At 61.9% G+C, this 23,047-nt stretch carries 27 protein-coding genes and 1 riboswitch; of the genes, 16 read left to right on the top strand and 11 right to left on the bottom strand.

The features are described from left to right. Positions 1-94: 94 nt before the first annotated feature. Positions 95-1,498, bottom strand: a complete 1,404-nt coding sequence (locus tag RHP72_RS06145; RefSeq protein ID WP_042452402.1) for an MFS transporter — start codon at positions 1,496-1,498, stop codon at positions 95-97. Between the two features lie 112 nt (positions 1,499-1,610). Between RHP72_RS06145 and RHP72_RS06140 the strand changes: the two genes are divergently transcribed. Then, positions 1,611-2,192: a helix-turn-helix domain-containing protein gene (locus tag RHP72_RS06140; protein ID WP_042453490.1), complete on the top strand. Its 582-nt coding sequence runs from the start codon at positions 1,611-1,613 to the stop codon at positions 2,190-2,192. Positions 2,193-2,209: 17 nt separating this feature from the next. Here the strand turns inward: RHP72_RS06140 and RHP72_RS06135 are convergent, their stop codons facing one another. Continuing rightward, complete coding sequence (locus RHP72_RS06135) at positions 2,210-2,989, bottom strand: IclR family transcriptional regulator (protein ID WP_042452404.1); 780 nt, start codon at positions 2,987-2,989, stop codon at positions 2,210-2,212. A gap of 167 nt (positions 2,990-3,156) precedes the next feature. Here RHP72_RS06135 and RHP72_RS06130 point away from each other — a divergent pair, with 167 nt between their 5' ends. Genes RHP72_RS06130 through RHP72_RS06120 form a run of 3 tightly spaced genes read left to right on the top strand, consistent with a single transcriptional unit; the run spans position 3,157 to position 5,779 of the window. Further along, on the top strand, positions 3,157-3,924 hold the full coding sequence (locus RHP72_RS06130) for a CoA transferase subunit A (protein WP_179090791.1): 768 nt from the start codon (positions 3,157-3,159) through the stop codon (positions 3,922-3,924). Further along, positions 3,921-4,583: a 3-oxoacid CoA-transferase subunit B gene (locus tag RHP72_RS06125; protein WP_007726396.1), complete on the top strand. Its 663-nt coding sequence runs from the start codon at positions 3,921-3,923 to the stop codon at positions 4,581-4,583. Before RHP72_RS06130 ends, RHP72_RS06125 begins: the two co-directional genes overlap by 4 nt. Further along, complete coding sequence (locus tag RHP72_RS06120; protein ID WP_070160309.1) at positions 4,580-5,779, top strand: acetyl-CoA C-acetyltransferase; 1,200 nt, start codon at positions 4,580-4,582, stop codon at positions 5,777-5,779. The genes RHP72_RS06125 and RHP72_RS06120 overlap by 4 nt, the downstream gene beginning before the upstream one ends. Positions 5,780-5,851: 72 nt before the next feature. On the opposite strand, the gene RHP72_RS06115 is transcribed toward RHP72_RS06120, so the two are convergent. Continuing rightward, a complete protein-coding gene (locus tag RHP72_RS06115) occupies positions 5,852-6,067 on the bottom strand; it encodes a BldC family transcriptional regulator (RefSeq protein ID WP_003945782.1) in 216 nt (71 codons plus the stop codon). 111 nt (positions 6,068-6,178) lie between these two features. Between RHP72_RS06115 and RHP72_RS06110 the strand changes: the two genes are divergently transcribed. Then, positions 6,179-6,586: a RidA family protein gene (locus RHP72_RS06110; RefSeq protein ID WP_007734708.1), complete on the top strand. Its 408-nt coding sequence runs from the start codon at positions 6,179-6,181 to the stop codon at positions 6,584-6,586. 22 nt (positions 6,587-6,608) lie between these two features. On the opposite strand, the gene RHP72_RS06105 is transcribed toward RHP72_RS06110, so the two are convergent. Then, on the bottom strand, positions 6,609-6,878 hold the full coding sequence (locus RHP72_RS06105) for a DUF4235 domain-containing protein (RefSeq protein ID WP_003945929.1): 270 nt from the start codon (positions 6,876-6,878) through the stop codon (positions 6,609-6,611). Between the two features lie 188 nt (positions 6,879-7,066). On the opposite strand from RHP72_RS06105, the gene RHP72_RS06100 reads away from it, so the two are divergent. Continuing rightward, on the top strand, positions 7,067-7,282 hold the full coding sequence (locus RHP72_RS06100) for a hypothetical protein (protein ID WP_003945874.1): 216 nt from the start codon (positions 7,067-7,069) through the stop codon (positions 7,280-7,282). 7 nt (positions 7,283-7,289) lie between these two features. On the opposite strand, the gene RHP72_RS06095 is transcribed toward RHP72_RS06100, so the two are convergent. The 4 genes from RHP72_RS06095 to RHP72_RS06080 form a co-directional block, all read right to left on the bottom strand. Beyond that, the gene (locus RHP72_RS06095; protein WP_042453495.1) at positions 7,290-8,447 is read right to left on the bottom strand and encodes an AI-2E family transporter; all 1,158 of its coding nucleotides are present in this window, start codon (positions 8,445-8,447) and stop codon (positions 7,290-7,292) included. A 64-nt stretch (positions 8,448-8,511) separates the two neighbouring features. Continuing rightward, on the bottom strand, positions 8,512-8,988 hold the full coding sequence (locus RHP72_RS06090) for a hypothetical protein (RefSeq protein ID WP_003945539.1): 477 nt from the start codon (positions 8,986-8,988) through the stop codon (positions 8,512-8,514). Between the two features lie 135 nt (positions 8,989-9,123). Next, the gene (locus tag RHP72_RS06085) at positions 9,124-9,279 is read right to left on the bottom strand and encodes a DUF6131 family protein (RefSeq protein ID WP_003945564.1); all 156 of its coding nucleotides are present in this window, start codon (positions 9,277-9,279) and stop codon (positions 9,124-9,126) included. Positions 9,280-9,443: 164 nt separating this feature from the next. Continuing rightward, positions 9,444-9,845: a nuclear transport factor 2 family protein gene (locus tag RHP72_RS06080; protein ID WP_165639146.1), complete on the bottom strand. Its 402-nt coding sequence runs from the start codon at positions 9,843-9,845 to the stop codon at positions 9,444-9,446. Between the two features lie 101 nt (positions 9,846-9,946). On the opposite strand from RHP72_RS06080, the gene RHP72_RS06075 reads away from it, so the two are divergent. After that, complete coding sequence (locus tag RHP72_RS06075) at positions 9,947-11,302, top strand: DUF1254 domain-containing protein (RefSeq protein ID WP_165639145.1); 1,356 nt, start codon at positions 9,947-9,949, stop codon at positions 11,300-11,302. Between the two features lie 50 nt (positions 11,303-11,352). Here the strand turns inward: RHP72_RS06075 and RHP72_RS06070 are convergent, their stop codons facing one another. Together RHP72_RS06070 and RHP72_RS06065 are read right to left on the bottom strand one after the other, a co-directional pair. Then, positions 11,353-12,144: an SDR family NAD(P)-dependent oxidoreductase gene (locus RHP72_RS06070; RefSeq protein ID WP_007734701.1), complete on the bottom strand. Its 792-nt coding sequence runs from the start codon at positions 12,142-12,144 to the stop codon at positions 11,353-11,355. A 166-nt stretch (positions 12,145-12,310) separates the two neighbouring features. Beyond that, positions 12,311-12,469, bottom strand: coding sequence for a hypothetical protein (locus RHP72_RS06065; RefSeq protein ID WP_155419158.1), 159 nt, complete (start codon positions 12,467-12,469; stop codon positions 12,311-12,313). Positions 12,470-12,625: 156 nt separating this feature from the next. On the opposite strand from RHP72_RS06065, the gene RHP72_RS06060 reads away from it, so the two are divergent. The 7 genes from RHP72_RS06060 to RHP72_RS06030 all read left to right on the top strand — a co-directional run bounded on the left by RHP72_RS06060 (position 12,626) and on the right by RHP72_RS06030 (position 19,564). Then, positions 12,626-13,483: a siderophore-interacting protein gene (locus tag RHP72_RS06060; RefSeq protein ID WP_217018460.1), complete on the top strand. Its 858-nt coding sequence runs from the start codon at positions 12,626-12,628 to the stop codon at positions 13,481-13,483. A gap of 41 nt (positions 13,484-13,524) precedes the next feature. Then, positions 13,525-13,706, top strand: a riboswitch (cobalamin riboswitch). Between the two features lie 57 nt (positions 13,707-13,763). Continuing rightward, positions 13,764-14,777 (top strand): ABC transporter substrate-binding protein, encoded by a 1,014-nt coding sequence (locus RHP72_RS06055; protein WP_311094466.1) that lies wholly within the window; start codon positions 13,764-13,766, stop codon positions 14,775-14,777. Beyond that, entirely contained in the window at positions 14,778-15,530 is a 753-nt protein-coding gene (locus RHP72_RS06050; RefSeq protein ID WP_311094465.1) for a class I SAM-dependent methyltransferase, read from the top strand. Then, positions 15,527-16,567, top strand: coding sequence for an iron ABC transporter permease (locus RHP72_RS06045; protein ID WP_063314918.1), 1,041 nt, complete (start codon positions 15,527-15,529; stop codon positions 16,565-16,567). The genes RHP72_RS06050 and RHP72_RS06045 overlap by 4 nt, the downstream gene beginning before the upstream one ends. Then, positions 16,564-17,337, top strand: coding sequence for an ABC transporter ATP-binding protein (locus RHP72_RS06040; protein ID WP_075832411.1), 774 nt, complete (start codon positions 16,564-16,566; stop codon positions 17,335-17,337). Before RHP72_RS06045 ends, RHP72_RS06040 begins: the two co-directional genes overlap by 4 nt. A 25-nt stretch (positions 17,338-17,362) precedes the next feature. Further along, complete coding sequence (locus RHP72_RS06035; protein WP_311094464.1) at positions 17,363-18,223, top strand: hypothetical protein; 861 nt, start codon at positions 17,363-17,365, stop codon at positions 18,221-18,223. A 138-nt stretch (positions 18,224-18,361) separates the two neighbouring features. Beyond that, complete coding sequence (locus RHP72_RS06030) at positions 18,362-19,564, top strand: CaiB/BaiF CoA-transferase family protein (RefSeq protein ID WP_063314920.1); 1,203 nt, start codon at positions 18,362-18,364, stop codon at positions 19,562-19,564. On the opposite strand, the gene RHP72_RS06025 is transcribed toward RHP72_RS06030, so the two are convergent. Then, positions 19,522-20,130, bottom strand: a complete 609-nt coding sequence (locus RHP72_RS06025; protein ID WP_007734687.1) for a TetR/AcrR family transcriptional regulator — start codon at positions 20,128-20,130, stop codon at positions 19,522-19,524. The two genes, RHP72_RS06030 and RHP72_RS06025, sit on opposite strands and share 43 nt — an antisense overlap. A gap of 115 nt (positions 20,131-20,245) precedes the next feature. Between RHP72_RS06025 and RHP72_RS06020 the strand changes: the two genes are divergently transcribed. Then, positions 20,246-21,802, top strand: a complete 1,557-nt coding sequence (locus RHP72_RS06020; RefSeq protein WP_311094463.1) for a long-chain fatty acid--CoA ligase — start codon at positions 20,246-20,248, stop codon at positions 21,800-21,802. Positions 21,803-21,814: 12 nt separating this feature from the next. After that, positions 21,815-22,999, top strand: coding sequence for an acyl-CoA dehydrogenase family protein (locus tag RHP72_RS06015; RefSeq protein WP_063314921.1), 1,185 nt, complete (start codon positions 21,815-21,817; stop codon positions 22,997-22,999). Positions 23,000-23,047: the final 48 nt, after the last annotated feature.

Raw genomic sequence — 23,047 nt, 5'->3', positions numbered from 1 at the left:
GATACGACGATCTGATACCCCATCATCTGTATCGGTTGGGCACGCGCTTGGAATCACCCGCGCAGGGTGAAGCTCCCACGAACACGCGAGGTGATCAGCCGGGGAGTTCCTCGGAATTCCGGGATGCGAGTGCAATCACCAGGACCGCGATCCCACATCCGGCAACCAGGATCCATCCCAGCCTCGATGCCTGTGCGACGTCTACCGGTGCACTGCCGCCGATAATGCCACCGGCCAGCGCAACACCGAGAGCAGCACCGAATTGGCGTGCACTGGAGGTTATTCCACCAGCAAGCCCCGCCTGCGATCTCGGCAACCCGTTGACGGCGGTGTTGGTGATCGGGGCATTCGAGAACCCGAATCCGATACCGAGGAACAGGTAAGCGGCCAAGAGCATCGGAATCGCCGTGTTGTTGTCGAGCGAGACCAGGCACAGTCCACCGAGCGTCGTGAAACTACCGGCGATCAGCAGCGGTCGCCGCGGGCCGAAGCGTCCGACGAGTATTCCGGACAACGGCGCGCAGACCGTTGCCGCAACAGCCATCGGGAGGGTGATCGCGCCGGCCAGGGCCGGACTCATACCGCGGGAGTGCTGCAAGTAGAACGTGCCGAGCAGTAGCGTCGCGTTCAACGCCACGAACACCACGACAGCGCCGACCACAGCCGACGAGAACGGTCTGCGGCGGAAGAGTGCGAGATCCATCAGTGGCTCGCGCTTGCGTGATTCGACGCGGATGAATGCGGCCAACGCTGCAGCAACAACGACATACCCTGCCGTCGCCGCGGCAGAGAACCATCCGATTCGCGGACCCTCGATCAGAAGGGCAACCGCCCCGCCGACAAGAATCACCAGTAGCAACTGACCGGGAAGATCGAGTCGTCGCGACTGCTGCGCTCGGGACTCCGGAACAAACACAGCAGTCAAGACGAGCACGGCCAAGATCACCGGCACGTTGATCCAGAAAACCGATCGCCAGCCGAAACTTTCGATGAGCACGCCGCCGACGATCGGCCCTGCCGCCATACTCAGGCCGAAGACCGCGGCCCACACCCCGATTGCCTTGGCCCGCTCCTTCGGGTCGGTCATCACGTTGACGACGATCGCCAAGGCAACCGGACTGAGCATCGACCCGCCGACGCCTTGGACGATCCGCGCCGCGATCAACATCTCGACGGACGGAGCGAGCGCGCAGGCAATCGACGCCACCCCGAAGACGACGAGCCCGATCTGAAAGACTCGTCTCCTGCCGAAACGATCGGCCACTGCTCCGGACGAGATCAGCAAGCTCGCCAGGACGAGTGTGTATGCGTTGACGACCCATTCCAGACCACGGGTTCCGACGCGAAATCCCTCACCGATCGTCGGCAGGGCCACGTTGACGATGGTGGTGTCCAACCCGACGACGAACAGGCTCGTGCAGCAGATCGCCAGGATGCCCCATCGCCGCCCTGCATCGAGTCCGATCACTTGCGGTTCGATCCCGCTCGAAGGTTTCATGGTCGGACTCCATCTCTCGAAGTGCTCTGCCGTACTCGACTGTCGAAAGGATCGTTGCTCTCCAGCGTCCGAAGCCGGTAGAAATTTTGCGGAAACTGCAAAGATGGACGGCATGGATGCTGAATTCGAGCAGTTGATCACCGATATCGGACCGAGACTGCGCACGCTCCGACGCGATCGCGGATTGACCCTCGAGGGCCTGTCCGAAGCCACCGGCATCTCCGTCAGCGCACTCTCACGCCTCGAATCGGGTAAGCGTCGTCCCACCCTCGATCTGCTGTTGCCGCTTGCCCGAGCGCACCGGGTCGCGCTGGACCAACTCGTCGGCGCCCCCGCTACGGGCGATCCTCGGGTCCATCTCACCCCGAGCCGACGCAAGAACGGCAGTGCCGTCGTTCCGTTGACGCGCTATCCCGGCCGAGTGCAGGTCTTCAAGCAGGTGATCGGGCCGCGTCCACCGAAGCTCGTCACCCACGCCGGCTACGAATGGCTCTACGTCCTCGCCGGGGATCTGCGTCTCATCCTGGGGGCGAACGAGGTTGTCCTGCACCCCGGGGAAGTCGCGGAGTTCGACACTGCCGAGCCCCATTGGTTCGGGCCTGCCGATGAACAGGTGGTGGAGATCTTGCACCTGTTCGGCCCGCAAGGCGAGAAGGCACACGTGCGCACGAAGGTAAAGAACGCTCCTGCCTAAAGCGTGTTTATCGAAAGCTAGTTCACTGCATGTGTTTTCAGTCGGTTCGACAACGTATGAGCATACTCGAGGAGTAGCGTTCCCAACTCGGCATGACGCGCGGGCCGGAAGCGTGTTTCCACTCCGGTCAGGCTCAGCGCCCAGGCCGGGCGACCGTTGCGATCGAACACCGCGGCACCCATCCCCCAGCTTCCCTCGACGATGAGGGCTGGATTGACCGCGTACCCGGTGACACGCGTCGACTCGATTCGCTCACGGAGTGATGCCTCACTGTGGATCTCACCCCATTCCGATTCCAGATTCACTCGGGCGAAATAGTCGTCGACGTCCCGCGTCGGTAGATGGCTCAAGATGGCAAGCCCCGCCGACGCGACCCCCAACGGGAATCGCTTCCCCTCGTGCAGCACGTGAGATCGCAGTGGAAAACTGCCTTCCTGACTCAGGATGCAGACGGTCTCGTCACCTCGGCGTGCCGACAGGAAGGCGCTCTCCCCCGTGACCCGGGCAAGTTCGTCGACGACGTCGCGAGCCCGGTCGGTGATGTCGTACCGATTTCCGGCCGCCGCCCCCAGGAGGTACAACTCCGGGCCGAGAGACCACCGACCGGTTCGTGCGTCACGGTCGACCAGTCCTTCGGCAGCCAGGGACGTGAGCAGTCGGTGCGCAGTGGGCCGAGCGAGGCCGGTGACCTTGCCCAATTCCGTGGTGGAAGTGCCCGTTGGTTCGGACGCGCCGAGGGCTCGCAGAAGTGCAGCCACCCGCGCGACCACGGCCGGCGATTGCCCGTGAGTTGGCATGCAGCCATCCTAGCGTCCATTCAATGAACGAAATTCCTTCAGACGATCAGTAGTCGATCAGTTCTCGGTTGATGTTCGAGATTCCTTGAACCTGTGAACTGGAGATAGTTCACTGGATATCGAAGTGAGTGAGTGTCTACTCAATGAACGCTTGGCAGGGAGAGAACATGACAGCAAAGGTGTACGAGTCCGCAGCGGAGGCGGTCGCCGACATCGTCGACGGCGCAACGCTGGCCGTCGGCGGATTCGGCTTGTGCGGCATCCCCGACGTGTTGATCGACGCGATCGCAGCTACGAGTGCAACCCACCTCGAGGTGTTCTCCAACAACTGCGGCGTCGACGATCACGGTCTCGGAATCTTGCTGAGCGCCGGCCGTATCCGACGAGTGACCGCGTCGTACGTCGGCGAGAACAAGGAGTTCGCCCGGCAGTACCTGGCCGGCGAACTCGAAGTGGAACTGACGCCGCAGGGAACGCTCGCCGAGCGTCTGCGCGCCGGCGGAACCGGAATCCCCGCATTCTTCACACCGGCCGGAGTGGGTAGCCCCATCTCCGACGGCGGAATGCCATGGCGCTACGACGCCGACGGCTCGATCGCTATTGCATCGCCTCCGAAGGAGACTCGTGTCTTCGGAACCAAGCGTTACGTAATGGAAGAGGCGATCAACGCCGACTACGCACTCGTGCACGCTGTTCTCGGAGACACCGACGGCAACCTCGTGTTCGACAAGACCGCGATGAACTTCAACCCGCTCGCCGCGATGGCGGGACGGGTCACCATCGCGCAGGTGGAACGTCTGGTCGAGCCCGGTGAAATCGACCCGGCATCGGTGCATCTACCTGGGGTCTTCGTCCAGCGCGTAGTCCACACCGGCCCTCAGAACAAGCGAATCGAAAAGCGAACCGTCAGCGCTTCGGAAGGAACCTCACGATGACCGCACCAGTGACAGTGACGGGTTGGACGCGCCAGCAGATGGCAGCGCGGGCGGCTGCAGAGATGATCGACGGGGAGTACGTCAATCTCGGAATCGGCCTTCCCACACTGATTCCCGGATACCTGGGCTCGGACGTTCGTGTGGTCCTGCACTCGGAGAACGGAATTCTCGGCACCGGACCGTATCCCACCGAGGACAACGTCGATCCTGACCTCATCAACGCCGGCAAAGAGACCGTGACCGTCAACCCCGGTGCGGCATATTTTGATTCGGCCCTCTCGTTCGGGATGATCCGCGGCGGCCACATCGACACCGCAGTCCTCGGCGGTATGCAGGTGTCGAAGACGGGTGACCTCGCAAACTGGATGGTCCCCGGCAAGATGGTCAAGGGCATGGGCGGCGCAATGGACCTCGTCCACGGTGCCCGGCGTGTCATCGTCGTCATGGAGCACAACGACCGCGACGGCAACCCCAAGATCGTCGACGCGTGCACCCTGCCCCTGACCGGCCAGGGCGTGGTGAATCGGATCATCACCAACCTCGCCGTCATCGACGTGAGCGAAGAAGGTCCACTCGTCCTGCGTGAACTCGCCCCCGATGTCAGCGTCGAAGACGTAGTCGCCGCAACCGGCACCGAACTGAAAGTTGAACTGGCATGACCGACACGACCACTGTGATTGTTGCGGGAGCTCGTACCCCGATGGGTCGACTCCTCGGATCGTTGAAAGACCTCTCCGGGTCCGACCTCGGCGGCATCGCCATCAAAGGCGCCCTCGACAAGTCCTCAGTCGCACCCGAACAAGTCGACTACGTCATCATGGGACAGGTCCTCACCGCCGGCGCCGGCCAGATGCCCGCCCGCCAAGCCGCCGTCGCCGCCGGCATCCCCATGAACGTCCCCGCCCTGAGCATCAACAAAGTGTGCCTCTCCGGCATCGACGCCATCGCCCTCGCCGACCAACTCATCCGCGCCGGCGAATTCGACATCGTCGTCGCCGGCGGGCAGGAATCGATGTCCCGCGCACCCCACATGCTCGAAAAAAGCCGCGAAGGCTTCAAATACGGCGACGTCACCCTCCGCGACCACATGGCCTACGACGGCCTCCACGACATCTTCACCGACCAGGCCATGGGCCTGCTCACCGAACAAGTCAACCAACAAGAAACCGCCCACATCACCCGCGCCGAGCAGGACGCCTTCGCCGCCGCCTCACACCAGAACGCGGCCCGCGCCTGGAAAGACGGCCTCTTCGACAACGAAGTCGTCCCCGTCTCCATCCCCCAACGCAAGGGCGAGCCCATCGTCTTCGCCCAGGACGAAGGCATCCGCGCCGACACCACCACCGAATCCCTCGGCAAACTGCGTCCCGCGTTCAGCAAGGACGGCACCATCACCGCCGGCTCCGCCTCCCCGATCTCCGACGGCGCCGCCGCCGTCGTGGTGATGAGCAAAACCAAAGCCGAAGAACTCGGCCTGACCTGGATCGCGGAAATCGGCGCCCACGGCGTCGTCGCCGGACCCGACTCCACCCTCCAGTCCCAACCCGCCCGGGCCATCGCCAAGGCCTGCGCGAAGGAAGGCATCGACCCCACCGACCTCGACCTCGTCGAAATCAACGAAGCATTCGCCGCCGTCGGGATCGCCTCCACCCGCGAACTCGGCCTCGACCCCGCCAAGGTCAACGTCAACGGCGGCGCCATCGCCGTCGGCCACCCCCTCGGCATGTCCGGCGCCCGCATCGCCCTGCACCTCGCCCTCGAACTGCAACGCCGCGGCGGCGGCATCGGCGCAGCCGCACTCTGCGGCGGCGGCGGACAAGGCGACGCACTCATCGTCCGCGTCCCCAAGGCCTGATTACTTCCTGCTGACCAGACAGGTCGCCGAGCCCTCATCATGCTCGGCGACCTGTCTGTTTCGTGCCGAAGGTTATTGGTGATCGAGCGTCGTCGAGCGGTTACGCAGCAACGTCTCGATCTCCGATCGCCGGTACCTCCGATGCCCGCCAAGCGTTCTCAGAGTGCCGACTTTGCCCTCCCTCGCCCATCTGGACACCGTGGTCCTGTCGACGTGGAACAGTGCTGCAACCTGTTTGGTCGTCAGCCACTCGTCGACAGGTGCTGTGTGCTCTTCTTCTCGGCTCATTGGCAGTCATTCGTAGCTGCCGACTGAAGGGATGGGTCCGACGATGAATTGGCAACCCCTGGCGTGCTGTGAAAGACTCGCTGCAAAACTTTACTATTCCTTGGGGAAATAATGTCGAAGTCGGTAACTCTGATCCGTTCCACGTCACTCTCTTCGGTGGCTGAATATGCCTATGCAGCAACGGCTCCCGCCGATGCACGACTGATCTTCCTGGCCGGATCCTGCCCGTTGAACGAGGACGGCTCCACTGCCGCCATCGGTGACTACGCAGGACAGGCAGCCAAGGCCGTCGACAACCTGAGAACAGCTCTCTCGGACGCGGGCGCGTCCATCACCGACGTGATCAACACCCGCGTCCTGGTGGCGTCGAGCAATCAAGCCGACCTGGTTGCGGCGTGGGAGGTAGTCCGCGACGCGTTCGGTGATCACGACGCCCCGAGCACTCTGATGGGTGTGACCGTTCTCGGTTACGACGATCAACTGGTCGAGATCGAGGCAATCGCGGCCGTCGTCGACTGAACTCGAACCGAACCGGGCGTCCCTACCGAGGATCTTCATGAGCAAGGGCCCGGTAGCCCTTTGCCCCCGCACGATCCACTGCGGCTCGCACAACAGCGAAGATGGCTCCCTGCAGGGCTGCGGCGATCAGGACTTCCTTGCTCGACCTGCTCAAGTCTTTGGGCTCGGGCGCATTCTTGTCGTCACCGATGCGCTTCCACACCTGCTGGAAGACAGCGCCGGCCAAGATGCCGCCCAGGACGCTGGTCGCCAGTGAGAGTGGCTTGTACATCGCTTTCGATACTGCGCTCATTGCGCGGATCCTCCGTGGTTCGATACGTACCGCCTGAGCGGGCTGACCGACTCTCACTACCCAGCAGGCGAGGTGTCGAAACATTGCACCGGCAAGGCACGAAGACGACTGTCGCACGTTGTGTTCCACGGGTTTGCCACTTCTCGAGCCGGGTAGGATCGTCTTAGCGAAAGAAGGTTGTGTAAGTCATGGAAAACTACAGAATCGAACTACCGGACGGTACAACGGTGATGGAAGATTTCGTCTCGGATCGCGCCGCAATCGCATACGCGGTCGATCTGAATCACGGTTGTAGCGAGAAAGTCTCGGTATTCCGTATCACCGCCGAGGGAGAAACCATCCCGACTCGGATGTGCCCCAAGCCGAATCCTGGTTCTCGGCGTCGCGCGCGAAGCGTCCGATAGAAGCCGGTCAAGAAGCGTCGAGGCGCGGGAAGAGCGTCTCCCTTGCAAGCAGCAGCAAGGCCGCAGCGACCGGAATCGCCAGCAACGCACCGACAATACCGAGCAACGCTCCACCCAACAGAACCGCGACAACGGTCACCAGTGCCGGGACCGCCACCGTCTTCCCGATGATCTTCGGAACGAGCAGGTAGTCCTCGAGCAGTCGTAACGCAATGAAGAACGCGACTGTCGCCAATGCCGTTGGGACAGAGACTGTCAGGGAGACCAGGGCGACGACAACCCCTGCGATCGTGGAACCGACTATCGGGATCAGATCGAGCAGAGCGACCAGCAGCGCCAGGATCAACGGATACGGCACGTCGAAGATCAACAACCACGCGAAGGTGCACACTGCGGTGATCACGGAGATCAGAACATTGCCGAGGACGTACCCACCCACACCTGCCAGTATCTGATCACCGATGGCGATTGCTCGTGGCCGCCGCGAATGTGGCACCAGCCGATACAGATTCGTGCGGATTCGTGGGTAGTCGATCAAGAAGTACGTCGTCAGTACAGCAACGATTCCAGCGTCGGCGACTGCGCTGAACACCGCCCGCCCCGCTCCGAGCAAACCCGTCGCGAGCGCAGACCCCGAACCGTCCAGTTGGGTGGTGAGGTGCTCCTCGAGGTGATACTTCTCGTCGAGGTCGCTGACGATCGGATACCGGTCACGAATGTGTGTCAGAAGTTCGGGAGCGTGTGATGCGAACTGACGTCCCTGCTCGACCAGCGGGGTGATCGCAGCAACCAGAAACAGCGCCAACATCACTGCAATTCCGAGGAGTACCACGGTGACTGCGATCCAGCGTCGGAAATGTCTCCGCTCCAGCCAGACGATCATCGGTTCGATGCCCACCGCGAGAAACAGCGCGACCACGATCAGGATCAGCATGCCTCGCGCCGCCAGGAGCACTTCGATCACCGCGTACGTCACGGCAACACCGGCCGCCGCGCTCAGACCGATGAAGAACGGTGAACGACGATCGAACCTCGGCCCCGGTTCGCCCAGCGGCCGGACGGGCGTCGCCAATGCTGCGGCTTCACGTTCGGCTTCCGCCATCGGATCTGCAGCTTTGACTTCACTGTCGGAATCCGGTGAGGTGTCCGCGGAACTGGGATCCATTCAAGCCACCTCACGATCCGCGCGACTTCCCGGCACGGGAGTGAGTACCCGTGCCGCGGCCGGATCAACCTCGAGGCTTCTCCGCTCCGCTTCGGGTCAGCGCGAGACCGGTTCCTACCACTCCGATGATCGACACAGCGATGGCGATGCTGGGCCAACCGTCGCTCTGCCAGTAGACGTCGTCGAGAGTGATCAGTAACGCAGCCTCGTCGACGATGAGCCCGAGTGCGATGCCCAACGCGATGCCCATCCATGTTCTTGCGCGAGGGCTTCGGTCTACGAGTCCGAAGATCGCCACCCCGGCCAACAGCAGAATTCCCCATAGATAGTGATGCAGATGAGTGCCACCGGCGCTGATGTCGCCGACGTCCCTGGTGTCGATCTGGATCAACCACGTCACCAGACGTGCTCCGCCGAACGTCAACGTGAAGGCCACCCACGCCAACACCAAACCGCGGCGCGATTCGTCAACCTGATTCCATCTGCGAGGGAATCTGAATCGCTCGGCAGATTTCTCTTCGTCATGGTCTCGAGAAAGCATCCTTCATGTTTACCCGATGCCGCTCAGATCGATAATTTGGGGTAGAGAGACCGAAAACCAGTTGGAGCACAAAAAGCGGTACCCGATCTCCGAAGAGATCGGGTACCGCTTTTTCAGCTACTCGCGCAGTATTGATCAATACCAGACTTTTCGTCCGCCCACTGCGCGCCCGGTAGCACCGAGGATGGACAAAACTGCACCTACGACGACCAAGATGATGCCGACGGTGGTCAGAATGCTCAACCCCGTGAAAAAGCCGATCAACGCCAGAATAATGCCGAGAACAATCATGTGAGAACCTCATCCGGTATGCGTATCAAAATGATCTACTCAACTGACGCTACTACAGAAACTTCACAATCGATAAATCCGATAAATACATTCATAAATGCGAAACTCGTATTACTACCCAATAGTGTCACCGTTAAAACATCAGCCTTTCTCTTATCTCTACGTCATAGTTCCACGTCCTCGATCTTCGCCTCGACCGCCGGCGTGATGTGGCTCAACACGCAGCACCGACGACCGTCTCGCCGCGCGAACACGTCGGTGGTCCACTCGTCGGCGTCGTATTGTCTGCCGCCGTAGTGCGCGGTATTGACGATCCGCGTGGTGAACAGTGCGACGTCACCGAAGAAACGCACGCGAGCGCTCCCGACGCGGTCCATCGCCGAATGAGTCAGGTCGCCCGAGGCCACGAAACCCAGGAACTCCGCTTTGGTCGACACTCCGGATTCCGAGACGATCACCCAGTCGTCTGCCATGAAATCGCCGATCCGTTCGGCGTCGTTCGAGCACATCGCGACGTTCCACTCGTCTGCGACAGCGACCAATGCCGCACTCTCCTGATCCGACATGTCTTCTCCCTCTACCGTCGTCACCCTCGGCGGGTGATGCCCCGACGGCAGGGTTCCCGCAGGGTGGACTTCGAACCGACGTGCACGACGAGAGGGCAGAGATGACAGACACCAGTCGCACCGAGCTTGCAGCTCAGGCGTATATCTACGGATTTCCCCTCGTTTTCAATCTCGACCAGGTCCATCGGTATGTTCACAACGGTGTCGGAGCGAACCCCGCCGCACCTTTCAACACCTTCAGCCACGCCCGCACACTGGCCGGGCCGGCAGACACTTTCGTCACGATCAACAACGACACCGTGTACTCCATGGCGCAGATCGACCTCTCTGTCGGCCCCGTTGCGCTGCACGTCCCCGATACCGATGGCCGTTACTACGTCCTCCAGTTCGTGGACGCCTGGACAAACAATTTCGCTTACGTCGGGCATCGGGCCACCGGCACGAAGAGCGGAGACTTCCTTCTCGTCCCACCCACCTGGACGGGAACCCCGGCGGACCAGACCACGGTGATCAGATTTCCCACGAACATTGCGTCGATCGTGGGCCGCTGGGCATGCGGTGGCGACGACGACCTCCCTGCGGTGCACGCCTTGCAGGACGCCACCACGCTGACCGTCGTCGACTCCACCGGAAACTCGGCGGGTCTCCCAGTGCCCGAACCCGGGGTAAGCCAGGACCTCCTGTTCCTCGAGAAACTCCGCATCTGGTCACAGGCGTTTCCGCCGGCCCCACGCGATCGAGAACTCCAGGATTCCTTCTCCCCGATCGGAATCGACGAGCCCGGGGCCTCTCCCTATAGCTCACGCTCTGCCGCTTCACTCTCTGCCGACGGGGCAGCCGCGTTGGCTGACGGATTGACGATCGGTGAGAAGAACCTGCTCGAGGCCCTCACGAAAGGCTCCAGCCCCGAAGTCAACGGATGGAAGCTCACATTCCACGCCTTCGACTACAACCTCGACTACTTCGAGGTCGGCACAATCGACGATCCACAATTCAAGATCGCCGATCCCAAGTTGCGCATCGTCGAACGCGCCGCGGCTGCCAAGGGCGGGCTGTGGGGCAACCACCCTTACGAAGCGGCGTACATAATGACCTACGTCGACGATCAGGGCGAGCAGTTGAACGGAACTCACACCTACACAATAAGACTCGACCCCACTCCGCCGGTGAGCGCCTTCTGGTCGCTGACGATGTACTCGGTGCCGGACTTCTTCCTCGTGGCGAACCCCGTCGACCGATACTCGATCGGCGACCGCACTCCAGGAATCGTCCACGACGCCGACGGTGCGTTGACGATCACGATCAGCTACGAGGAGCCGAAAGATCCCACGGCGAAGGCAAACTGGCTGCCCGCACCGCGCGGGGATTTCCGACCGGTACTGAGAATGTACGAACCTTCGCCCGCCGTGCTCGATCAGTCCTACGTCGTCCCCGCCATCACTCGCTCGCGAGAATGACGGCTCGCGTCTGACGGCCTGCCTGTGCGGGCCGTCAGACGGACGCAGAATCAGGCGTGCGTGCCGCCGTCGATCCGGATCTCCGTGCCAGTGATGAAGGCACCATCGTCGGATGCCAACATCGCGATAACTCCCGCAACACTTTCCGGCCCGGCCATGGGGGCACCACCGGACTCCAGATCAGTGCTCAGAATCGGTGACAACTTGCCGAAGAGCGACCAGTCGGTGTCTTCCGGCAAGTACGACGCCGTAGTGTCGGTGATCCCGCTCTTCACACTGCCCGGAGCCACCGCGACGGCACGCAGACCCTGCTTGCCGTATTCGAGAGCCAGTGCGTGAGTGAAGGACTGGATTCCTCCCTTACTTGCGGCATACGCGGCCATGTACGGGTGCGCGAAGGCAGCGGAGGTGGAACTGAAATTCACCACGACTGCGTTGCCGGTGGCAAGGAGAGCCGGCAGTGCCTGGCGGGTAACGAGGAAAGTGCCCGTCAAATTCACGGAGAGCACCTGATTCCACAGGTCCAGCGAGGTCTCGTGGGTGTGCCCACCACGCAGTATCCCGGCGGCGTTGACCAGTACGTCCAATCCCCCGAGGGACGAAATCGCCTGACCCACAACCCTGATGACGGAACCCTCGTCACCGATATCGACGACGAGGGTGTCGAGGCGATCCTCCGTCGAAGCATGTTCTGCCGATTTCCGGGTGTTCGCCAAACCCTGCTCGGAGATGTCGGCAGCGACCACGCGGCCACCTTCGGCGAGCAACCGCAGCGCGGTGGCCTGCCCGATTCCAGATCCTGCGCCGGTGACGAGAATACGACGACCTTCGAAACGATTCATTGCTGTGTACCTTTCACGAAAACGAGTTGGCTGGCATTCCAGGCTCGGTGGCGCCGACACTCACAACTCACCCGCGAGAAATCTCAGGTACGGGAAATGCGCAGCACTGCAACAGGTGTGGCACTGCGAAATCTCGGCGAGGCAATGCTCGCCGAAGTGGCGAATGTCAGACGGATCCGGCCGGTGCGGCCAAGGCTCTTTCGATCCAGACAAGACCGGACGGGCGGCGGTCGATCGCCTTACGCCCACGTCGGAAAGTCGCTACGCCGAATCGGGCCGTGCGCAGTGCACGGCCGGAAGCGAGAGAACAGCGGCGTATGGACATCACAGGCACGGTAGCAGCGCCGGCACCACTCGCTCAACCGCGTCGTTTCGAGACCCGAATCATTCAGGTAATCAGATGTCACTTCTGGACAACTCGCTCGACTTAGGTAGCACTAACCTGGCGGCATCCCGAAAACCCGATCCAGGAGCACAGTCGATGACACATGCAGACGCCTCGCGCACAACAACTCCCCCGACGACCGTCCTACGGACCGCTGACCACAATCGCGGACTCAACGACGTTCTCGCGATCGTCGAAGCACTGGAGCGACCGAGCGATCACCTGCTGCGGATCACGGCTCGTTTGACGGAGTCGACCGACGATCCGACCTGGTCACGCCCGAATGTGACCGTACGCATGAATCTCGGGCCGGCCTTCGACGACGCTTCGCGCGTGTACACGGTGCGTTCCTACGATTCAGCGAGCGGATCGATCGTCGTCGATGTGGTCCTGCACGGACAGACCAGTCCGATGATGAGGTGGGCAGCAGCGTTGGCCGTCGGTGACACCTTCGGCCTCACCGGTCCGCGGCCACACTTCTTGATCCCTGATGTTCCTGGTCGACGTATCGCACTTTTTCTGGACGGCACCGCAATACCCGCATTGCACTCGATCATCGAGCAGTTACCTACCGACGTCGTCGGAATCGGCTGGGTCACAACAGATGACGAGGTCGCCTTCGCCGAACTGCCCGCCCTCCCCGGCCTGGAGCTTCACCGCGTGAGCGCAGATCCGGCCGAGCCCGACGGCCCACTGGCGGTACGAGCACGCGAGCTCGCCAATCCCGCGAGCTACGTCGTGTGGGGCGCCGGTGAACGCAACGAGATGCGCGCAATCCGGAAGCACTTTCGATCGACCGTCGGACTCGACAAAAACGACGTCGCGATATTCGGATATTGGAAGGAGGGCGTCAGCAACACCGAAATCGACCTCCGTCGACGCGAGAACTACGAGCGCATCCTCGCCGACGGCGGAACCCTCACCGACATCGACGACCTGGCCATCGAGATCTGATTGCCTCACACCAGCCGACCTGACCGGCGGTGCACTGCGGTGATAAGTTCCTCTGTGCCAGCGGACCTCCACACAGGGGGTCAGGGAATCCGGTGTGAATCCGGAACTGACGCGCAGCGGTGAGGGTGACCGCCCGGGCTTACGCCACTGGATGAGAATCTGGGAAGGCGCTCGGGTGGGGCGATCTCGAGTCCGAATACCGGCTGGCAGCAGGGGTCAACAGGCGCCTGTTCACACGGTAACGGGCTCCGCGAACGAGCCCCTGCGAGAACGAGATTCCATGCGTCTGTCCAGACTTCGCCTACCCGCCGCCGCCGTCGCTGCCCTGTTGAGCGCGTCGTTGGTTGCCTGCTCCTCCGACGACAGTGCTGCCCGACAATCCAACTCTTCCGAACAATCGCGCGTGACAGTCCAGAACTGTGGCCGAGACGTCACGGTGGAGCGACCGATCGAACGGGCAATCGCGGTAAATCAACCTGCAGCAGAGATGCTGTTCGCGCTGGGAGTGCAGGACCGGATGGCCGGGTACGCCATGAGCGATGACGATGTCCTCCCAGAACTGCGCGAGGCGCGTGGTCAGGTCCAGGCGTTCGACACCGAGTTCCCGTCATTCGAAAGTGTCCTCGAACGCGAACCGGACATGGTCTACACGACGTTCAACTACACGTTCACCTCGGAGGGCATCGCCGACCGGATCAAGTTCACCGACCTCGGTGTCGCGACATATCAGTCACCCAGCGAGTGCACCGGTCAGGATGCCGAGCAGAGCAAGGCCCTCACGCTCGACGACTTGTACAACGAAATCAACGACGTGGCAACACTGTTCGATGTCAAGAACAAAGGTGTCGAGCTCACCGAGAATTTGAAGGATCGCGCGGCCACCGCCACGGCGGCACTGGGAGCTGAGAACGTGACGCTGGCGTGGTGGTACGCAGCCACGAAGACTCCGTACTTCGCCGGGTGCTGCGGTACACCGGGAATCATGACCGACGCGGTGGGTGCGAAGAACGCCTTCGACGACAACAAGCAGTACTGGCCCGAAATCGGTTGGGAGAGTGTCCTCGATCGAGACCCGACCGTGCTGGTGCTCGCAGATCTCGACCGCGGTGGAGACGGCGACAGTGCCGCAGACAAGATCGCGTTCCTCGAATCGGACCCGGTCGCCAGCAAGCTCACCGCAGTGAAGAACAAGCGTTACATCATCCTCGAAGGAACGACGATGGATCCCTCGATCCGCAATGTCGGTGGCATCGAACAGCTCTCCGACGGGCTGCGCCAGTTGGGTGTGGTCTAGATGTCCGCGGAGATCTGTGAACTGGTGCGTCGGTGGGACGACCAGCAGGCGGCATACATCGCCGACCGTGAGAAGCGCTTCGACGTGATTCTCGACGTTCTCGAATTGCAGCACGCGCACACCCCGTTCACGGTTGTCGACCTGGCCTGCGGGCCGGGTTCACTGAGCGCCCGAATTCTCGAGAAGTTCGAGCATGCGAGCGTTGTGGGGGTCGACTACGACCCGATGCTGCTGGAGCTCGCCCGCCAGTCGTCGACGCGTTTCGGTGACCGACTGCAGCTGATCGACGCAGATCTGGCGGGAGCCGATTGGCCGAATTCGGTGGCTGCGCCGGTTCAGGCGATAGTGTCGACAACCGCGCTGCACTGGTTGCAACCGCAGCAGCTCGTCGAGGTGTATCGGCAGTGCCGCGAACTGCTGAGCCCTGCCGGCGTTCTGCTCAATGGTGATCACTTTCGTTTCGACGGCCGCTTCCCTGTCATCGGGCGATGGGCGAACGCTCACGACGAGCAGACGCAACGCTCCGCCTTTGCTGCGGGCGCTCCCGAGTGGGACAGCTGGTGGGACGAGCTGCGGGCCACTCACGGCATCGGGGCACTGACCGACGAGCGTGAGCGTAGATTCGCCGGACGTGACGCCACCGCGCCCACAGCCGTCGACTTCCAGTTGGCGGCGCTCGCGCAAGCAGGTTTTCGGGAGTCGGGGACGGTCTGGCAACTGTTCGACGACTACGTGGTCTACGGCGTGAGATGACGACAAGAGTTCGGCTGCGTGACAACCCGACGACCGTCACCCTGCTGTGGGTGATCGGTGTTGTCACGCTGGCCGGATCAGCCGCCGTTGCCATCACGTTGGGGCCGGCCGGTCTGTCGGTCGGTGAGGTGGCTTCGATTGTCGTCGGCCATCTCGGCGGTACCGCGGCGGACGTCACCCCTATCCGTGACGGCATCGTGTGGGACCTCCGTCTGCCGCGTACCCTGCTCGCCGCGCTCTGCGGTGCCGGTCTCGGGTTGTGCGGTGCGATCATGCAGTCGCTGCTTCGCAATCCGCTGGCCGATCCGTTTGTCCTCGGTATCTCGTCCGGCGCCTCGACCGGTGCCGTACTGATCGTGATCCTCGGAGTCGGGTCGGGAGTGATCGGCCTGTCGAGCGGCGCCTTCATCGGCGCGGTGATCTCCTTCGCCCTTGTGTTGCTGCTCGCCCATGCGGCCGGCGGCACGCCGGATCGGGTGATCCTGGCCGGTGTCGCCGCGACCCAACTGTTCTCCGCGCTCACCTCGTTCATCGTCATCACCTCGGCCGATCCCGAGCAGACCCGCGGCGTGATGTTCTGGCTCCTGGGCTCACTCGGCGGCGCCGACTGGCTCGACGTCGCACTCTGCGCTGCGGTGGTCGCAGTCGGCCTCGCGGTCTGTCTGACTCACTCCCGCGCACTCGACGCCTTTGCCTTCGGCGAGGACGCGGCGTCGTCGCTGGGGGTGAACGTGTGGCGGGTGCGTGTGACCCTGTTGTTGGCAACGGCCTTGATGACCGCGGTGATCGTGAGCGTCGCAGGTGCCATCGGCTTCGTGGGCCTGGTCCTCCCGCACGCGGCGCGGGCTCTCGTCGGTTCGAACCACCGCCGACTCCTGCCCGCGTCCGCACTGATCGGCTCCATCTTCCTTGTCTGGGTCGACGCTGTGGCACGCACAGCCATTGCGCCGCAGGAACTCCCGGCCGGTGTGGTGACCGCGCTGGTCGGTGTGCCTGCGTTTGCCGTCATCCTCTGGAGACGGAAGGCCAGGCCATGACACTCGAAGCTACCGGCGTCAGTTGGCGGGTCGGCGGGGCGCTCATAGTCGACGACCTCGACGTCTCGCCTACAACCGGAAGTACGGTGGGGCTTCTCGGCCCCAACGGTTCGGGGAAATCGACGCTGCTGAAACTGCTTGCCGGGCACAATCGTCCGACGTCCGGTGTCGTGACCCTGGACCGAACCCCGTTGTCCGACTGGAAACGCCGCGACGTCGCGCGTCGGATCGCGACCGTTGATCAGCACAGCAACACCGAGATCGATCTGACGGTCGCGGAGGTAGTCGAACTCGGACGCACACCGCACCGCGGACTGTGGGGTGGGCAGTCGGATTCCGATCGCGACGCCGTCCGGGCAGCGATCGAACACACCGATCTCGCCGGCATGCTGGACCGGTCGTGGCACACCCTGTCCGGCGGGGAGCGCCAACGCGTCCAGATCGCGCGCGCCCTCGCTCAGGAACCTCATGAGTTGCTACTCGACGAGCCGACCAATCACCTGGACATCAACCATCAACTCGAATTGCTCGCGCTCGTGCGACGCCTCCCCACCACCACGATCATGGCGTTGCACGATCTGAATCTGGCCGCCATGTTCTGCGATTCGATAGTGATGCTGAACCGGGGATCCATCGTTGCCCACGGAAGCCCGACCGAGGTCCTCACCGCTGACCTGATAGCCGAGGTCTACCAGGTCGACGCCGAGGTTCGCCTGGACGGTCCCGGCGGAGTACCTACCGTGCGCTACCTTCCGCCTTGCCACATGTAACCGTTCCGAGTGCCAATATGGATACGTGACCCTCGATGATGTCGCCAACGAACTGTACGGGCTCGACCCCGGCGAGTTCGTCGAGGCACGTACACATCATGTGCAGGCCGCCCGGGAGGACAACGACCGCACATTGGCCGCGGAAATCGGCAAACTTCGGAAGCCGACCACCGTGGGGTGGTTGGTCAATCTCATCTCGCGCGATGCACCAGAGGATCTGGATGCACTTCTCGCGCTTGGCGAATCGCTACGCGACGCTCAACGCCATCTCTCGGGCCCGGACTTGCGACGGCTGACGACACAGAGGCAGCAGGTGGTGCGGAGTCTCGCCCACAAATCCGGTGATATCGCGGCTTCACGGGGAAAAAGCGTCGGCGAGGATGCTTTACGTGATGTCGCGCAGACCCTCAATGCCGCTCTGGCCGATGAGGAGACTGCCGCGCAGGTTCGACTCGGACGGGTCGTGACCGCGGCGAGTTACAGCGGTTTCGGACCCGCCGGGCTCGCCGTGGTGAATGAGAAATCACCGCAGCACGCCGCGATTGAAGAGCCGACGACTCCGAAGTCGAAAACTCCGGAACCGAAGGCCGAACAAGCCAGAGCAAAAGCAGAATTGAAGGAAGCCACGGCGCAGGCCGACGAGATCCGCCGCCGGGTGAAGTCCGAGACCGCCGAACTCCAGGAAGCCAGAACGACGCTTTCCGACGTCGAACGGCGCGTTGAAGAACTGCGCACCGAACTCGAGCACGCTGAGCAGCAACGGCAGTTCGCACGGAACGCCGAGAAGACCAGTGACGCTGCGGTTCGAGAATCCGAGAAGGAACTCCGTGTTGCTGAGCGTCGCGTCGACAAAGCAGAACAAAACCTCGCCGCAATCAATTCGTAGACATCCTGTTCATTAATCGATAGTCTGCCAATTATCGATCAGGTTGATCATCCTGGGATCCAGCAGCTACGGACAACGCCATGCCGATGAGGGTTTGGCGCTATCGGCCACTGCCTCGACAGCCTTCGGAGTGTGAACATGGACAGTGACAACACGTCGGAATGGAGTTTCTTACACGGCAAGCGCGTTCTCGACCTCTCTCGCCTTCTGCCCGGCCCGTTTGCGACGACACTGCTCGCAGATCTGGGCGCCGACGTGGTCAAGGTCGAGAACCCGAAGCGACCTGATCCCACGCGGGCAGCTGGTGAACGGATGGCCTCGTTGAACAGGAACAAGCGATCGATCGCGCTCGATCTCCGTCTCGAATCCGATCGCGAGACGTTCCTTCGACTGGTCGAGACTGCAGATGCAGTGGTCGAGGGGTTCCGGCCACAGGTACTGGCAGGCATGGGACTCGGCTACGACGTACTTCGAAAAGCCAACCCACGCATCGTATTATGTTCGATCACCGGTTACGGGCAGTCCGGACCCTATGCCGACAAGCCGGGGCACGAATTGAACTTCCTCGGCCTTTCCGGCTTTTTCGCAGTTCCCGGGTGCACCGACGGAGTCGTCACTCGCCCTGGTATCCGGGCCGGTGATCTGGTGGGTTCGATGTACGCAGCACTGTCCATCTCGGTTGCTCTCGCCAGCGTGGACAAGCACGGACGCGGACAACACATAGACATTTCCCTCGCCGAGGCTGCAACCGCGTGGTGCGCGCCTTTCGCGCTCATGATCCGCGATATCGAGAACCCTACCGATTCACCGACCGTCCAGGGAGACAACGACATTTTCGAGACTTCCGACGGTTGCTTGCTTTCACTTGCCACTTTCGAAGACAGGTTCTGGATCGAGTTCCGCACAGCATTCAGCGCTGAGTTTCCAGCACTGAACACACTGCGCTACGACGATCGATGGACCCGAACACAGCACAAGGCTGAGTTGCGGGAACTCCTGGTCACCACCTTCGGTACGCACACATACGAGTGGTGGGAAAGATCGTTGACTGCGATCAATGCCCCATGGGCGCCGGTGTTCACCGACGCCGGACAGCTGATGAGCGATCCCCATGTCGTCGCTCGAAACCTGTTCAGCGAGGTCGCGACCGAAAACGGAGAAAGCTGGCCCCAGATGAGATTCCCGGCGCAATTCAGCTTGGGACTGAACAGTTTTCGACTTCCGACTCCATACGTGGGCGAGCACACCGAGTCGGTTCTCGACGAAGCCGCCGCGGCAACGGCGAGACGTGACAGCGGCTATTCGGATTTCAATTCGCCGTCGAAACCCGAAGACCAGTAGCGTCCCCGCAACGAAAGTTCGAGCAGCATCTCGGTGACTTCTTCCGGCGTCAGCGGTGGCGGGTCGGACTCGAGCCACCACTGCATGACCGCGATCTGTTCACCCACCCATGCCCGCGAGAGTACTTCGATGTCGATTCGCGGAGTAACCCCGAGCGCTTCTGCCCGTGCGGAAAATATCCGCACAGCGGCGACGCTGCGGTCTTCGACGAACTTTCGCAGCGCCTTGCCATCCCCCTCACCACGCAGGATCACACGGTAGACGTCACGTTCCTCAGCGGCATGCCTGAACATCTCGAGCACAGGCTTGCCGGTGAATCCGATCGAAGAGGCGGGAATGAGTGGACCGAGCCGCTCTTGCAGGTCATCGGCCAGATCGGACACGACTTGACCGAGCAAATCGTCTTTGTCGGTGTAGTGACTGTAGAACGTCGCCCGACCCAAATCTGCACGGTCCGTGATGTCTTCGACGGTGATCCCGGCATATCCCCGTTCCAGAACGAGCGAGACCAAGGCATCCCGCAGCAATCGTCGGGTACGCCGGACACGTCTGTCTTCTGGAGGCATTGGGTTCCCTTCCTTCGCACTGTTGTACGAAGCATAGTTCAACATTGACAGGACGATCGAATATAGACAGACTGTCCATTAACATTCGTGATGTCGATTTTCTCTGGAGATGTCCATGAACCTCGGTACTTATCTCGCCCGAAGCGCCAGCTACTACCCCGATCTCGAAGCCCTTGTCTGCGGCGAAGGCCGGTGGACCTACAGCGAGCTCGATACGGCCGCAAACCGTCTCGCGTCCGCTCTCGCAGTGACCGGGACACGGCCCGGACACATGATCGGAACCTTTGCCGGAAACTGCGGGGAACTCGTAGTGACCGAAATGGCCTTGTACAAGGGAGGATTCGTCAGGGTGCCGATCAACGCACGACTGGGCGCCGACGAACTCGGGCATATCCTCGCCGACGCCGATGTGCGTGTCCTCTTCGTCGACCCCGCCCATGCCGAGATGGCACTGAAGGTCGTCGCCGACGCAGGGCTGAACTGCAGGGTGATCGACTACAGCACTTCGACTCCCGGCGCGGACAGTTATCACGAACTGACGACAAGGGGCAGCGAAGACAACGTCGAGGTGGACGTCGACATTGACGCCCCGGCTGTCCTCAACTACACATCCGGGTCCACCGGCAAGCTCAGGGCTGCGGTCCAGAGTCACGGCAACCGCTTGGCGAACATGCGCAAGCGACTGATGAGCCCCGAAGGCGCGCCGACTGTTGGTGATCGCTACCTCGCCCCCGGCCCGATCACACACGCTTCCGGCATGGTGATGCTCGGAATGTTCGCCAGGGGCGCCGCAGTGGTGATCCTGCCGGCATGGGACACGAGGACGTTCCTGCAGACCATCGAACGTGAGCGGATCACCACCACCATGGTGGTCCCGACGATGCTCAACTTGCTGATGGACCATCCGTCGGTTACCGACGTCGACCTGAGCTCTCTGCGCTGCATCGGCGTAGGCGCAGCGCCGGTTTCTCCACAACGGTTGCGCGACGCGGTAAAGGTGTTCGGTCCCATCGTCATTCAGGGATACGGGCTCGGCGAAACGACCAGCGTCGTCACTGTCTTGACCGCTGAAGACGTGGTGCGCGGTATCGAATCCGACCCTGAGCTTCTTCTCTCGTGCGGCCGGCCGGCATACGACACCGATGTTCGCGTGGTCGACGACAACGGCGTACAGGTCCCGGCCGGCACGATCGGCGAGATCGTAGCCAGTGGTCCGGACTGTGTCCGCGAATACTTCCACGAACCCGAGCTGTCGGCTGAGACGTTCAGGAACGGCTGGGTCCACACGGGCGATGTCGGCTATTTCCGCGAAGACGGCTACCTGTTCATCGTCGACCGCAAGAAGGACATGATCATCTCGGGCGGATTCAACATCTACTGCAGCGAGGTGGAGGCCGCTTTGTACGAACATCCTGCCGTTTCCGAAGTCTGCGTAGTGGGAGTTCCCGATCCGAAGTGGGGCGAAGCAGTCAAGGCTGTTGTCGTGACCAGAGATGGAACTGACACCACCGCAATGGAATTGATCGCGCACTGCTCGACGCGTCTGGCAAGCATGAAGAAGCCACGTTCGGTCGACTTCGCAGATTCGTTGCCTGTCAACCGAAACGGCAAGATCGATCGCCGCGCGATTCGCGCGACCTACTGGACCACCGCTGACCGTCACGTCAACTGACAGGAAATAGACATGTCATTCGCTCTCACCCCTACCTACGAAGACAATCCAAGACTTCAATCGCTCGTCGAGCGTCTACGCGACTATCTCGACGGCGAACTAGCCGAGTACGAAGCCGAATTGGGTCTCACTCAAGAATCCCACTACATCCGTGAGACGCTCGAGCCAGTGTGGAGACGCAGCCGCGAACTCGGCTTCTACGGAATACACCTCCCCACTGAACTCGGCGGCCAGAACCTCACCTATACCGAACTCGCCGCACTCAAAGAAGAGGTCGGTGCATCGCCGCGGGTCCTCGCGACGTCCGTGCTCGGAGACATGGGTGGCCCACTCCGCGCGGGATCGATCTTTCAATACGCCACCGAGCACCAGTTGGAAAAGTACTTGATTCCGGTGCTGCGAGGAGAGAAGGCGTGCTGCTTTTCTCTCACCGAGAACGACGCAGGTTCCGATGTTCGCGGCATGCTCACCACAGCTACCCCGGACGGTGCCGGATGGCGCCTGAACGGCCACAAGGTGTTCTCGTCCGCGGGCCCCTTCGCCGACTTTTCGGTACTGATCGCAAAGATGGCATCCGACGGCGACGGACCGGATTCGTACTCGGCCTTCCTGGTCGACTTGGATTCTCCTGGCTGCACAGTGGCGGACGGTGACGTCCCGATGTCCGGTCAGCACATCGAAGCGGACATCATCCTCGACGGCTGCTACGTGGGGCCGGAACAGCTTCTCGGAAATGTGGGCGAAGGCTTGAGAATCGGACTCGGTCGAGTCACAGTCAACCGGTTGTTGCACTGCCCCACCGTCCTCGGCGGAGCCCGCCGAGCACTGGAATTGTCGTTGGAGTACAGCAAGACTCGCCAGGTGCAGGGCGCTCCTCTTGCGATGTTGCAGTCCATCCAACACAAACTCGCCGACATGGCGACCGACTACTACGCTGCGCGCTCGATGACCTACGACGCACTCGCCACACTCGATGCCGGTGGGAGTCCGCGTACCGAAGCATTCATGTGCAAGCTGTTCGTTGCCGAGAAGGCCTTCACCATCGCCGACCACGCAGTTCAGATTCACGGAAAAGCCGGGGTCATCCGTGGTTCGGAGGTCGAATCACTGTTCCAGCGGTTGAGGATGTTCCGAATCCTCACCGGCTCCTCCGAGATTCAGAAGAACGGAATCGCGCGTCAATTACTCACCACCTGAAGATCATTCAAGGACAGTCGTATCCAATTTCGCGCCCGCCAGGTCGTC

It is taken from the genome of Rhodococcus sp. SG20037 (genome assembly GCF_031763325.1).
GTDB classification, from domain to species: domain Bacteria; phylum Actinomycetota; class Actinomycetes; order Mycobacteriales; family Mycobacteriaceae; genus Rhodococcus_F; species Rhodococcus_F qingshengii.
Note: the sequence above shows the minus strand (reverse complement) of the source record. Positions and strands in the feature narration are given on the sequence as shown.

Bases quoted from the DNA above. Each gene is read 5' to 3' on its own strand.
- RHP72_RS06145 (WP_042452402.1), bottom strand. From the start codon at position 1,498: ATGAAACCTTCGAGCGGGATCGAACCGCAAGTGATCGGACTCGATGCA.
- RHP72_RS06140 (WP_042453490.1), top strand. From the start codon at position 1,611: ATGGATGCTGAATTCGAGCAGTTGATCACCGATATCGGACCGAGACTG.
- RHP72_RS06135 (WP_042452404.1), bottom strand. From the start codon at position 2,989: ATGCCAACTCACGGGCAATCGCCGGCCGTGGTCGCGCGGGTGGCTGCA.
- RHP72_RS06130 (WP_179090791.1), top strand. From the start codon at position 3,157: ATGACAGCAAAGGTGTACGAGTCCGCAGCGGAGGCGGTCGCCGACATC.
- RHP72_RS06125 (WP_007726396.1), top strand. From the start codon at position 3,921: ATGACCGCACCAGTGACAGTGACGGGTTGGACGCGCCAGCAGATGGCA.
- RHP72_RS06120 (WP_070160309.1), top strand. From the start codon at position 4,580: ATGACCGACACGACCACTGTGATTGTTGCGGGAGCTCGTACCCCGATG.
- RHP72_RS06115 (WP_003945782.1), bottom strand. From the start codon at position 6,067: ATGAGCCGAGAAGAAGAGCACACAGCACCTGTCGACGAGTGGCTGACG.
- RHP72_RS06110 (WP_007734708.1), top strand. From the start codon at position 6,179: ATGTCGAAGTCGGTAACTCTGATCCGTTCCACGTCACTCTCTTCGGTG.
- RHP72_RS06105 (WP_003945929.1), bottom strand. From the start codon at position 6,878: ATGAGCGCAGTATCGAAAGCGATGTACAAGCCACTCTCACTGGCGACC.
- RHP72_RS06100 (WP_003945874.1), top strand. From the start codon at position 7,067: ATGGAAAACTACAGAATCGAACTACCGGACGGTACAACGGTGATGGAA.
- RHP72_RS06095 (WP_042453495.1), bottom strand. From the start codon at position 8,447: ATGGATCCCAGTTCCGCGGACACCTCACCGGATTCCGACAGTGAAGTC.
- RHP72_RS06090 (WP_003945539.1), bottom strand. From the start codon at position 8,988: ATGCTTTCTCGAGACCATGACGAAGAGAAATCTGCCGAGCGATTCAGA.
- RHP72_RS06085 (WP_003945564.1), bottom strand. From the start codon at position 9,279: ATGATTGTTCTCGGCATTATTCTGGCGTTGATCGGCTTTTTCACGGGG.
- RHP72_RS06080 (WP_165639146.1), bottom strand. From the start codon at position 9,845: ATGTCGGATCAGGAGAGTGCGGCATTGGTCGCTGTCGCAGACGAGTGG.
- RHP72_RS06075 (WP_165639145.1), top strand. From the start codon at position 9,947: ATGACAGACACCAGTCGCACCGAGCTTGCAGCTCAGGCGTATATCTAC.
- RHP72_RS06070 (WP_007734701.1), bottom strand. From the start codon at position 12,144: ATGAATCGTTTCGAAGGTCGTCGTATTCTCGTCACCGGCGCAGGATCT.
- RHP72_RS06065 (WP_155419158.1), bottom strand. From the start codon at position 12,469: ATGTCCATACGCCGCTGTTCTCTCGCTTCCGGCCGTGCACTGCGCACG.
- RHP72_RS06060 (WP_217018460.1), top strand. From the start codon at position 12,626: ATGACACATGCAGACGCCTCGCGCACAACAACTCCCCCGACGACCGTC.
- RHP72_RS06055 (WP_311094466.1), top strand. From the start codon at position 13,764: ATGCGTCTGTCCAGACTTCGCCTACCCGCCGCCGCCGTCGCTGCCCTG.
- RHP72_RS06050 (WP_311094465.1), top strand. From the start codon at position 14,778: ATGTCCGCGGAGATCTGTGAACTGGTGCGTCGGTGGGACGACCAGCAG.
- RHP72_RS06045 (WP_063314918.1), top strand. From the start codon at position 15,527: ATGACGACAAGAGTTCGGCTGCGTGACAACCCGACGACCGTCACCCTG.
- RHP72_RS06040 (WP_075832411.1), top strand. From the start codon at position 16,564: ATGACACTCGAAGCTACCGGCGTCAGTTGGCGGGTCGGCGGGGCGCTC.
- RHP72_RS06030 (WP_063314920.1), top strand. From the start codon at position 18,362: ATGGACAGTGACAACACGTCGGAATGGAGTTTCTTACACGGCAAGCGC.
- RHP72_RS06025 (WP_007734687.1), bottom strand. From the start codon at position 20,130: ATGCCTCCAGAAGACAGACGTGTCCGGCGTACCCGACGATTGCTGCGG.
- RHP72_RS06020 (WP_311094463.1), top strand. From the start codon at position 20,246: ATGAACCTCGGTACTTATCTCGCCCGAAGCGCCAGCTACTACCCCGAT.
- RHP72_RS06015 (WP_063314921.1), top strand. From the start codon at position 21,815: ATGTCATTCGCTCTCACCCCTACCTACGAAGACAATCCAAGACTTCAA.